This window comes from Streptomyces sp. NPDC043996, assembly GCF_056435225.1.
Window position 1 is genome coordinate 379,301 of the sequence record NZ_JBWKEY010000002.1, and the last position, 11,589, is coordinate 390,889.

1 protein-coding gene is annotated in these 11,589 nt (G+C 75.2%); it reads right to left on the bottom strand.

Annotated elements, in window-relative coordinates:
* Positions 1–75: 75 nt before the first annotated feature.
* Entirely contained in the window at positions 76–11,568 is an 11,493-nt protein-coding gene (locus AC07A4_RS06120; protein ID WP_478593633.1) for a type I polyketide synthase, read from the bottom strand.
* Positions 11,569–11,589 lie beyond the last annotated feature (21 nt).

Sequence of the window (11,589 nt, forward strand, 5' to 3'; positions counted from 1 at the left end):
ATCGTCCGTTCTGCTGTCGGTAGTCGTACGCGGAGGAGTCACTCCGCGGGTCACTGGGCGGGCCACTGGGCGCGGTCACTGGGGGCTCGCGCCCAGCCAGTCGCGGACGGCGTGCGCCGTCGACTCGGAGTGGTCCTCCATGATCGTGAAGTGGTCTCCGGGGACGTCGGCGTCCTCGTGCGGGTGCGGCCACTCGGGCTGCCAGCGGTCCTCGGTCTGAAGGGCCGCCGTCTCCCCCGGCGGGAAGGTGGCGTGTACGTAGAGCGTCCGCGTGCCGGTCGGTTCGGGCTTCCAGTCGTCGAAGACGCGCACGTAGCCGCCCTGTCCGGTGAGCTGCGCGCCGGTGAGCAGCTCGAACGCCTCGCTGGTGGACCCCCGTTCCCTCAGTGCCGCCTCCAGCCGTTCCTCGAAGGAGTTCGTCGCGGTGTAGGTGTCCACGAGCACCACCGCCGCCGGTGCGTTGCCCCGCTCCTCGAGCAGCGTGGCGACCGCGTTGGCCATCCATCCGCCGGAAGAGTAGCCGAGCAGCACGAACGGCCGGTCACCCGCCTGCCGTTGGACGGCGTCGGCCTGGTAGCGGACGATCGTCGCCCTGGTCGCGGGCAGCGCCTCGCCCGGCGCGAAGCCGGGGTGGGGCAGCACGCTCACGTCCCGCTCGCCCGCGAACACGGACGCGAACCGGCTGAAGTAGTGCGGGCCGGAGGGCGCCATCATCGGCGGGAAGCACAGCAGCGGGGTTCCCGGACCCGTCGCCAGGGTCACCGACGGCAGCGCGGGCGCCTCGTCGGGCGCCTCGAACACGGGCCGCACCCGGGCGGCCGCCGTCACCAGCTGCCAGCCCTCGTCGTACAGGCCGAGGTCGATGGCCTGCCGGTACAGGCCGTTGAGGGTGTCCTCGACCGCGAGGGTCGCGGGCGCGGCGGGCGCGGTGCCGTCCGTTTCGTCCTTCGCGGCGAGTTCACGGCGCAGGTACGCGGCGAGGGCTGGTCCTGTCGGCTGGTCGAACACGACGGTGGTGGGCAGGCGCAGGCCGGTCGCGCCCGCGAGCTGGTTGCGCAGCTGCAGGGCGGTCAGGGAGTCGAGGCCGAGCTGGGTCAGCGCGCCGGACACGTCGATCTCGTCGGGGGCGTAGCCGAGGACGGCGGCCGTGCGGTCCCGGACGAGCCGGAGCAGTTCCCGCTCCTGTTCCTCCTGGGTGAGCCCGGCCAGACGGGCCGCCAGGCGCTCCTCGCCGGTGTCGGCCGCCGCCGCCCTGGTGGCCCGGGGCCGCACGAGGCCGCGCAGCAGCGGGGGCGCCTCGTCGGGCCCGCCGCGCAGGGCGGCGGCGTCGAGGCGCATCGGCACCACGACCGCGTCGCCCGTCGCGCATCCGAGGTCGAACAGGGCGAGGCCCTGTTCCTGGGTGAGGCCCGCGACGCCGGAGCGGGACAGGCGGGCCACGTCGGACTCCGCCATGTCGCCGGTCATGGCGCTGGCCGTCTCCCACAGGCCCCACGCCAGTGCGGTGGCGGGGAGTCCGGCGGCCCGGCGGCGGTGGGCGAGCGCGTCGAGGAAGGCGTTGGCGGCCGCGTAGTTGCCCTGCCCTGGGCCGCCGAGGATGCCGGCCGCGGAGGAGAACAGGACGAACGCGGACAGGCCGAGGTCGCGGGTGAGCTCGTGCAGGTGCCAGGCCGCGTCGACCTTCGGGCGGAACACGGTGTCGACGCGCTCCGGTGTGAGGGAGCCGATCACGCCGTCGTCGAGGACGCCCGCGGAGTGGATCACTCCGGTCAGCGGGTGGTCCTTGGGCACGGCGGCGAGCAGTTCCGCGAGGGCGCCGGGGTCGGTGACGTCGCAGGCGGCGAGGGTGACGTCGGCGCCGAGGGCGGTGAGTCCCGCGCGGAGCTCGTCCGCTCCGGGCGCGGTGGGGCCGCTGCGGCTGGCGAGGAGGAGGTGCCGGACGCCGTGCTCGGTCACGAGGTGCCGGGTGACGAGGCCGCCGATCATGCCGGTGGCGCCGGTCACGAGCACGGTGCCACCGGGCGTGAACGCGACCGGGGACTGCGGCTCGGACGCCTGGGTCCGGGCCACGCGCGGCACCAGCGGGTCACCGGCGCGCACGGCGAGCTGGGGCTCGCCGCCGGTGAGCGCGGCGGGCAGCGCCGCCCAGGACGCGTCGTCGGCGTCCACGTCGACCAGCGCGAACCGGTCGGGGTTCTCGGACTGCGCGGACCGGATCAGGCCCCACACCGCGGCGGCGGCGAGGTCGGTGACGTCGTCGTCGGGGCCGGTCGCGACGGCGCCGCGGGTCACGAAGACCAGCCGCGAGGCGAGGAACCGGTCGTCGGCCAGCCACTCCTGGGCCAGGCGAAGCGCGCGCAGGGCGGCGGCGCGGGCGGCGGCGACCGGCTCCGGTCCTTCCCCGGCGCACGGGGCGACGACCACGTCCGGCACTCCGGCCGCGGCGAGGGCGGCGAGGTCTCGGTGTTCCCCGGCGGTGACTCCGGCCGCGGCGAGGCCCGCCGCGGCCTTCAGGTCGTCCGGTCCGACGACCGCGTACTCGCGGGCGGGAGCCGGAGCGGCGGCGCCCGTGCGGCGCGGCGCGGCCACCCACGCGACGCGGAACAGCGCGTCGCGGTGGCGCGCGCCCCACTGGTCCGCGGCGATGGGCCGCAGCACGAGGGACGCGACCGTCGCCAGGGGCTGCCCCTGGGCGTCGGCCAGTTCCAGGGTGACGGCGTCGGGTCCGGCCGGGGCGACGCGGACCCGCGCCGTGGTGGCGCCGGTCGCGTGCCAGCGGATGCCGCTCCAGGAGAACGGGAGGCGGGGGCGGCCCGCGTCCTCGACGAGGCCGCCGAGCATGCAGGTGTGCAGGGCGGCGTCGAGGAGCGCCGGGTGCGTCCCGAACGACGCGGCGTCCCGGAGCTGGTCCTCGCCGAGTTCGACCTCGGCGTAGACGGCGTCTTCGCCGCGCCATGCCGCCCGCAGGCCCTGGAAGGCGGGCCCGTACCCGAACCCGGCCTCCTCCAGGCCCTCGTAGAGGCCGTCGAGGGCGATGGGTTCCGCTCCGGCGGGCGGCCACGGGGTGGGCGCGGCCGGTGCAGCGGGGGCCTCGGTGGCCGCGGTGGCCGCGGTGGTGAGGACGCCGGTGGCGTGCCGGGTCCAGTCGGTGTCGGCGGCCGGGTCGTCCGGGCGGGAGTCGATGGTGAGCGCCCGGCGGCCGGAGCCTTCGTCGGCGCCGACGGTGACCCGCAGACGCGCACCGCCGCGTTCGGGCAGCACCAGCGGTGCGGCCAGCGTCAGTTCCTCCACTTCGTCCAGGCCGAGCCTGCCGCCAGCGGCGAGCGCGATCTCCGCGAAGGCCGTGCCGGGCAGCAGGGTCACTTGCCCGACGGCGTGGTCGGCGAGCCAGGGGTGGGTGTCGGTGCCGAGCCTGCCGGTGCACACGAGGCCCTGCCCGTCGGGGAGGTCCACGGCGGCGCCGAGCAGCGGGTGGCCGGCGCCCGCCAGGCCGAGCCCACCGGCCGCTTCGCCGAAGCTCAGGTCACGGGGAGCGTCGAGCCAGTAGCGCTTGCGCTGGAAGGGGTACGTCGGCAGGTCCACATGCCGCCCGGTGGACGGCACCACGGCCCGCCAGTCGAAGGGCAGACCCTCCACATACGCCTCGGCCGCCGAGAGCAGGAACCGGTCCAGGTCCCCCTCGTCCCGGCGCAGCGTGCCCACCACGATCGCCTCGCCGTCGGTCGCGTCGAGCGTTTCGCGTACGCCGAAGGTGAGGACGGGGTGCGGGCTGCACTCGACGAAGGTGCCGACGCCCCGGTCGAGGAGACCGCGCGTGGCGTCTTCGAAGCGCACGGTGTGCCGCAGGTTCTGATACCAGTACTCGGCACCCACTTCAGTTCCGGTCAGCCACTCCCCCGTCACCGTGGACAGCATCGGCACCTGAGCAGCCCTGGCCTCAACTCCGGCCAAGGCGACAGACAACACCCCCTCAATGCGCTCGACATGCGGGGAGTGCGAGGCGTAGTCGACGGGGACGCGCCGGGCCCGTACCTCATCAGCGGCGCAGGACTCCATGAGCGCGTCCAGCGCGTCCGCGTCACCCGCCACAACCACTGAACGGGGGCCGTTGACAGCGGCGACCGAGATCCGCCCATCCCAGCGCGCGATCCGCTCCCGCGCCTCCTCCACCGTCAAGGCCAGCGACACCATGCCACCCTGACCCGACAACGCCAAGATCGCCTGACTCCGCAACGCCACCACCCTCGCGGCGTCCTCCAACGACAACGCACCCGCCACAAACGCGGCCGCGATCTCACCCTGACTATGACCCACCACCGCGTCCGGCTCGACACCAAACGAACGCCACAACGCCGCCAACGACACCATCACCGCGAACAACGCGGGCTGCACCACATCCACGCGCTCCAACGCGCCACCATCAGCCAGCACATCCCACAACGACCACTCCACATACGGAGCAAGCGCCTCAGCGCACGCCTCCATGGACGCATGGAAGACGGGAGAGGACTGCGCCAGCGCGGCCCCCATCCCCAGCCACTGCGAACCCTGACCAGGAAAGACGAACGCCACCTTCCCAGCCGAACGGGCCACACCCACCGCCACCCGCGCGGACTCCACCCCCTGCGCCACCGCCGCCAGCGCGTCCGCACCACCAGCCACCACCACAGCCCGATGCTCGAACACCGACCGCGACAACAACACACCCGCCACATCCGGTGACGCCATGCCTTGGGTGGCGGTGGCCAGTTGGGCGGCGTGGCCGCGCAGCGCGCCTTCCGTGCGCGCGGAGAACACCAGCGGGGCCGGACGGGACGCCGACGGCTCGTCGGCCAGGGTGTCGTCGGCCGGGGAGTCGTCGGCCGGAGTGTCGTCGGACGCCTGCTCCAGGACGACGTGCGCGTTGGTGCCGCTCACGCCGAACGAGGACACGGCGGACCGCCGCAGGCGTGCGACCTCCGGCCAGGCCCGTGCCTCGGCGAGCAGGCTCACGGCGCCCGCGGACCAGTCGACGTGCGGCGATGGCTCGGAGATGTGCAGGGAGCGCGGGAGCGTTCCGTGCCTCATCGCCATCACCATCTTGATGACGCCGCCGACACCGGCGGCGGCCTGGGTGTGGCCGATGTTGGACTTCAGGGAGCCGAGCCACAGGGGCTCGCCCGCGCGGTCCTGGCCGTAGGTGGCGAGCAGGGCCTGGGCCTCGATGGGGTCACCGAGGGTGGTGCCGGTGCCATGCGCCTCCACGGCGTCCACATCGGCCGGGGTCAGCCCCGCGTTGGCGAGCGCCTGCCGGATGACGCGCTGCTGCGAAGGCCCGTTCGGAGCCGTCAGACCATTCGACGCACCGTCCTGGTTGACCGCCGTACCGCGCACCACCGCGAGGACCGGATGGCCGTTGCGGCGCGCGTCCGACAGCCGCTCCAGGACGAGCATGCCCACGCCCTCGCCCCAGCCGGTGCCATCGGCATCGGCGGAGAAGGCCTTGCAGCGGCCGTCCGGGGCCAGGCCGCGCTGCCTGCTGAACTCCACGAACGTCGCCGGGCTGGCCATCACCGTGACCCCGCCCGCGAGCGCCAGCGTGCACTCGCCGGAGCGCAGGGCCTGCGCGGCGAGGTGCAGGGCCACGAGCGACGAGGAGCACGCGGTGTCCACGGTCATCGCCGGGCCTTCGAGGCCGAACACGTACGACACGCGGCCGGAGGCGACGCTGCCGGAGCTGCCGACGCCGAGCTGGCCCTCGAAGCCCTCCGGGGCGCGCCGGAGCCGGGACGCGTAGTCGTTGTACATCACGCCCGCGAACACGCCGGTCGCGCTGCCGCGCAGGGACTTCGGGTCGAGTCCGGCCCGCTCGATGGCCTCCCACGAGGTTTCGAGGAGCAGCCGCTGCTGCGGGTCGACCGCCAGCGCCTCCCGTGGTGACATGCCGAAGAAGACCGGGTCGAACTCGGCGGCGTCGTAGAGGAATCCGCCGCTGCGGACGCTGCTGGTGCCGGTGTTCTCCGGGTCGGGGTCGTAGAGCGCCGCCACGTCCCAGCCCCGGTTGTCGGGAAAGTCGGACACCGCGTCGTGGCCCTCGGCGACCAGGCGCCACAGGTCGTCCGGGGAGCTCACGCCGCCGGGGTAGCGGCAGCTCATGCCGACGATGGCGATCGGCTCGTCGTCGGCCGCGGCGGTGCGCAGGGTCGCCGCCTTGGCCTCTTCGCCGCCGATGAGCTCGGTGTGCAGGTGGTCCGCGAGCACCGCGGGCGTCGGGTAGTCGAAGGTCAGGGTCGCGGGCAGGCGAAGGCCTGTGGCCGCGTCGAGCCGGTTGCGGAGTTCGACCGCGGTGAGCGAGTCGAAGCCGAGTTCGCCGAAGGCTCGCTCCGGTTCGACCTCGGCGGCGGAGGCGTGGCCGAGCACGGCGGCGACGGCGGCGCGGACGACGTCGAGCAGCGCGGGCAGGCGCTCCTCCGCGGGCAGGGCGGAGATCCGTGCCGCCAGGCCGCCTTCGGCCTTGGCGGCATCGGGGCGTGCCGTGCGCACCAGAGCGCGCAGCAGCGCGGGGACGGCCTCGGGGCGGGCCCGCAGCGGCGCCAGGTCGAGCCGCATGGGCACGGCCGCGGCGGACGGGAGCGCGCGAGCGGCGTCGAAGAGGCGCAGGCCCTCCGCCGCGGAAAGGGCGGTGACTCCGGCGCGGTCGAGGCGGCCCCGGTCGGTCTCGGCCAGTTCGCCGGTCATGCCGCTGGCGTCCGCCCACAGGCCCCAGGCCAGGGAGGTCGCGGGCAGGCCCTGGGCGTGGCGGTGCTGGGCGAGCGCGTCCAGGAAGGCGTTGGCGGCCGCGTAGTTGCCCTGCCCCGCGTTGCCGAACACACCGGCGGCGGAGGAGAACAGGACGAACGCGGAGAGGTCCAGGTCGCGGGTCAGCTCGTGCAGGTTCCACGCCGCGTCGACCTTCGGCCGGAACACCGTGTCGATCCGCTCGGGCGTCAGCGATTCGATCACGCCGTCGTCCAGGACACCCGCCGCGTGCACGACGGCCGTCACCGGGTGTTCGGCGAGCATGGCCGCCACCGCGTCACGATCCGCCACGTCACACGCCACCTCGGCGACCTCCGCCCCCAGGGCGGACAGCTCCTCGCGCAGTACGCCGACTTGGCCGCGCCTGCTGGCCAGGACGAGGTCCCGTACGCCGTGTCGCTCGACGAGGTGGCGGGCGACCAGGGCGCCGAGTGTGCCGCTCGCGCCGGTCACCAGGACGGCGCCGTCGCCGAAGCCCGGTGCCTCGGTCTCCGCGGGGCGGGCCCGGACGAGGCGGGGGGCGCGGAGTTCGCCGTCGCGCAGGGCCAGTTGGGGCTCGCCGGTCTCGACGGCCGCGGGCAGCGCGTGGAGCGCGGCCGCGGGCCGGTCGGCGTCGACGAGGACGAACCGGCCGGGGTGCTCGGACTGGGCCGCGCGGACCAGGCCCCACACCGGTGCGGCGGCCAGGCCGGGGACGTCCTCGTCGGGGCCCGCGGCCACGGCGCCGCTGGTGACGAACACCAGCCGCGCCGCGCCGAACCGCTCGTCGGCGAGCCAGCGCCGTACGAGATCCAGCGCTCGGTGTGTGGCCAGCGCCGGGGTCTCGGCCACGGGGACGGGCGCGAACACCAGGTCGGGGACCTGGTCGTCGGCCAGCGCGTCCAGGTCCGCGTACGCGCGCACCGGGCCGGAGGCGTCCGCGCCGTCGAGGCCGTCGCCGAGGACCGCCCAGCGGGCCGGGCCGGAGGCGGCGGGCCGCACGCGTGCCCAGTCGACCCGGAACAGCGAGTCCAGGCGGTCGCCGGTCAGGGCGTCCGGCGCCAGGGGCCGCAGGGACAGGGCCTCGATGGTGGCGACGGGGGCGCCCGTGCCGTCGCTCAGGGCGAGCGCGACGCCCGCGGCGCCCGCCGGGGAGAGGCGGCCGCGCAGCGCGGTCGCGCCGCCGGTGCGCAGGCGCACTCCGCGCCACGAGTACGGCAGGTGCAGCCGCTCGGTGTCGGCGACGAAGCCGCCGAGCCCGATGGCGTGCAGGACGGAGTCGAGGAGCGCGGGGTGCAGCGCGAACGAGGCGGCGGTGGCCGTGGTGGCCGTGGTGTTGTCGTCGGGGAGTTCCACCTCGACGAACACCTCGTCGCCGCGTCGCCAGGCCGCGCGCAGGCCGCGGAAGGCGGGCCCGTAGCCGAGTCCCGCCGCGGCGAGGTCGTCGTACCTGCCGTCGACGTCGATCCGCTCGGCGCCCGCGGGCGGCCAGGCCTCGCCGTCGGCGGCCGGGGCGTCCTCGCCCGCGGTGAGCGTGCCGAAGGCGTGCCGCGTCCACGGCTCGTCGTCGGGCGCGTCGTCGGCGCGCGCGTGGCAGGTCAGCGTCCGGCGCCCGGAGACGTCCGGCGCCCCGACGGACACCTGGAGCCGCACCGCGCCGTCCTCGGGCAGCACCAGGGGCGCCGCCAGGGTCAGCTCCTCGACGTGGTCGAGCCCGACCTGGTCGCCCGCCCTGATGGCGAGTTCCACGAAGGCGGCGCCGGGCACGAGGACCACGCCGCCGACGGTGTGGTCGGCCAGCCACGGGTGGGTGGCCAGGGAGAGCCTGCCGGTGAGCAGGGCGCCCTCCTCGTCGGCGAGGGTGACGGCGGCGCCGAGGAGCGGGTGCTCCGCGGGCCGCAGGCCGACCGAGGCCACGTCCCCGGCGTACGCGCCCGCGTCCAGCCAGAACCGGTCGCGCTGGAACGGGTACGTGGGCAGGTCGACGCGGCGGGCGGCGCGGCCCGCGAACACGGACCGCCAGTCGAGGGGGACGCCCCGCGTGTGCAGGGCCGCGACGGCGGCGGTGAGCGTGGTGCCCTCGGGCCTGCCCGCGCGGGCGGCGGCCACCAGGAACGCGCCCTCGTCGACGCAGTCGCGTCCGGCCGCGGCAAGGACGGCGTCGGGGCCGAGCTCCAGGAAGTGGCTGACGCCCTGGTCGCGCAGGCAGCGCACGCCGTCGAGGAACCGCACCGTCCCGCGGACGTGGCGCACCCAGTGCTCGGGGTCCCGCGCCTGCTCCGGGGTGAGCACGGCGCCGGTCAGCGTGGACACCACAGGGATCGTCGGCGTGCCGTACGTGAGGGTGCGGGCGACGGCGCGGAAGTCGGCCAGGACGGCGTCCACGTGCGCCGAGTGGAAGGCGTGACTGACCGTCAGATAGCGGGTCTTGCCGCCCTGTCCCCGCCAGGCGGCGTCGAGGGCGGCGACCGCGTCCGCGTCGCCCGCGACCACGGTCGACTCGGGGCCGTTGACGGCCGCGACGTCCACCGTGCCGCCGTGGTCGGCGATCAGACGGCGGACGGTGTCCTCGTCCGCGCGCAGCGACAGCATCGCCCCGCCCTCGGGCAGCGCCCCCATGAGCCGGCCGCGGGCGGCGACGAGGGCGCAGGCGTCGGCGAGGGAGAACACGCCCGCGACGTGGGCGGCCGCCAGCTCGCCGATGGAGTGGCCCGCGAGGAACTGCGGCGTGAGGCCCCAGGACGTGACGAGGCGGTACAGCGCCACCTCGATCGCGAAGAGCGCGGGCTGCGTGTAGGTGGTCAGGTCGAGCAGGGCGGCGGCCGTGTCGGGCTCGGGGCCGGGCTCGGGACCGGTCTCAGGGTCGGTCTCAGGGCCGGGCTCAGGGCCGGGCTCGGCGAAGAGCACGTCCCGCAGCGGCCGGTCCAGGTGCGGGTCCAGGTGGGCGCACACCTCGTCCAGGGCCCGCGCGAACACCGGGAACTCGCCGTGCAGTTCGCGCCCCATGCCGACGCGCTGGCTGCCCTGTCCGCTGAACAGGAAGGCGAGCTTGCCGCGGCTGCCCACCGTGCCGCGCACCAGGTTCGGTGCCTCGCCGCCGGTGGCCAGGGCCTCAAGGCCGCGCAGCAGTTCCGCGCGGTCCGTGCCGACGACGGCGGCCCGGTGCTCCAGGGCGGTCCTGGTCAGGGCGAGCGAGTAGCCGATGTCCACGGCCGAGGGGCCGTCGCCGTCGGCTTGGCCGCCCACGTGGGCCAGGAGGTCGGCGGCGCGCTCGCGCAGCGCGGCGCGGTCGTTGCCGGAGAGCACCCAGGGGACGGCGTCGGCCAGGACGGGCTCGACGGGCTCGACAGGCTCACCCTGATCGCCGCCGGTGAACTCGATGTCCTCGCCGCTGTCGCCGTTCCCGGCGGTGTTGGCGTGCTCAGCGCCCTCGGCCGGGGCCTGTTCGAGGACGACGTGGGCGTTGGTGCCGCTGATGCCGAACGACGACACCGCCGTCCTGCGCGGCTGTCCCGTCTGTGGCCACGGCCGCGCCTCGGTCAGGAGTTCCACGGCGCCCGCCGACCAGTCGACGTGCCGGGAGCGCTCCTCGGCGTGCAGGGTCCGCGGCAGTACGCCGTGGCGCATCGCCATGACCATCTTGATGACGCCCGCGGCTCCGGCCGCCGCCTGGGTGTGGCCGATGTTGGACTTCACCGAGCCCAGCCACAGCGGCCGGTCCCCGGCCCTGTCCTGGCCGTAGGTGGCGAGCAGCGCCTGCGCCTCGATGGGGTCGCCGAGGGTGGTGCCGGTGCCGTGCGCCTCGACGAGGTCGATCTGGGCCGCGGTCAGTCCCGCGCTGTCCAGGGCCTGGCGGATGACGCGCTGCTGCGAGGGCCCGTTGGGGGCGGTGAGCCCGTTGGACGCGCCGTCCTGGTTCACGGCCGAGCCGCGCAGGACCGCGAGGACGGGGTGGCCGTTGCGGCGGGCGTCGGAGAGGCGCTCCAGGAGCAGCATCCCGGCGCCCTCGCCCCAGCCGGTGCCGTCGGCGCTGTCGGCGAACGACTTGCACCGGCCGTCGGCGGCGAGCCCGCGCTGTTTGCTGAAGCCGATGAACGTGTCCGGGGTCGCCATCACGGTGACGCCGCCCGCGAGGGCGAGCCCGCACTCGCCCGACCGCAGCGCCTGGGCCGCCAGGTGCAGCGTCACCAGGGACGACGAGCAGGCGGTGTCGACGGTGACGGCGGGGCCCTCCAGGGCGAAGGTGTACGACACGCGGCCGGAGGCGACGCTGCCGAAGCCGCCGGTGCCGAGGAAGCCCTCGACGCCCTCCGGCACGGACATCGGCCGCGAGGTGTAGTCGTGGTACATGACGCCCGCGAACACGCCGGTCCTGCTGCCGCGCAGTGTCGACGCGTCGATCCCGGCCCGCTCGAACGCCTCCCAGGAGGTTTCGAGGAGTAGCCGCTGCTGCGGGTCCATGGCGAGGGCCTCGCGGGGCGATATCCCGAACACGCCGGGGTCGAACTCGGCGGCGTCGTGCAGGAATCCGCCCTCGGTGCGGAAGGCGCGGTCGGGGTCCTCGGGGTCGGTCAGTTCGACGTCGCCCCAGCCCCGGTCGGCGGGGAAGGGTGTCACGCCGTCGCGGCCGTGGGCGACGAGCTCCCACAGGTCTTCCGGGGAGCGGACGCCGCCGGGATAGCGGCAGCTCATGCCGATGATCGCGACCGGCTCCTGCTCGCCTTCCTCGACCTCGCGCAACCGCTGACGTGTCTCGCGCAGGTCGGCGGTGACCCGCTTGAGGAAGTACCGGAGCTTGTCCTCGTTTTCCATGCCTTCTTTACTCCAGGTTGA